Source organism: Pseudoalteromonas luteoviolacea H33-S, assembly GCF_001625695.1.
Classification (GTDB): domain Bacteria; phylum Pseudomonadota; class Gammaproteobacteria; order Enterobacterales; family Alteromonadaceae; genus Pseudoalteromonas; species Pseudoalteromonas luteoviolacea_B.
The window spans coordinates 1-209 of sequence record NZ_AUXY01000121.1; the positions used below are offsets into that span (position 1 = coordinate 1).

General features: G+C 43.5%; 1 protein-coding gene. It reads left to right on the top strand.

Annotated features, from left to right (window positions below; all coding sequences use genetic code 11):
- The coding region (locus N477_RS22405) for a transposase (protein ID WP_196760682.1) at nucleotides 1–209 on the top strand (209 nt) is incomplete at both ends.

Genomic DNA, 209 nt, shown 5'->3' on the forward strand with positions numbered 1-209 from the left:
AAAATGGTAAATCCACTTCTCAAAACAGCCGAAATGGCTACTCCAATAAAACCATTGTTACTGAAGATGGCGCTATTGATATAGAGACTCCAAGAGATCGCCTCAGCACTTTTGAGCCTCAGCTGGTAAAGAAACAACAAACCCGTTTCACCAGCATGGATGACAAAATCCTCAGCCTTTATGCAAAGGGTATGACGACCCGGGAAATC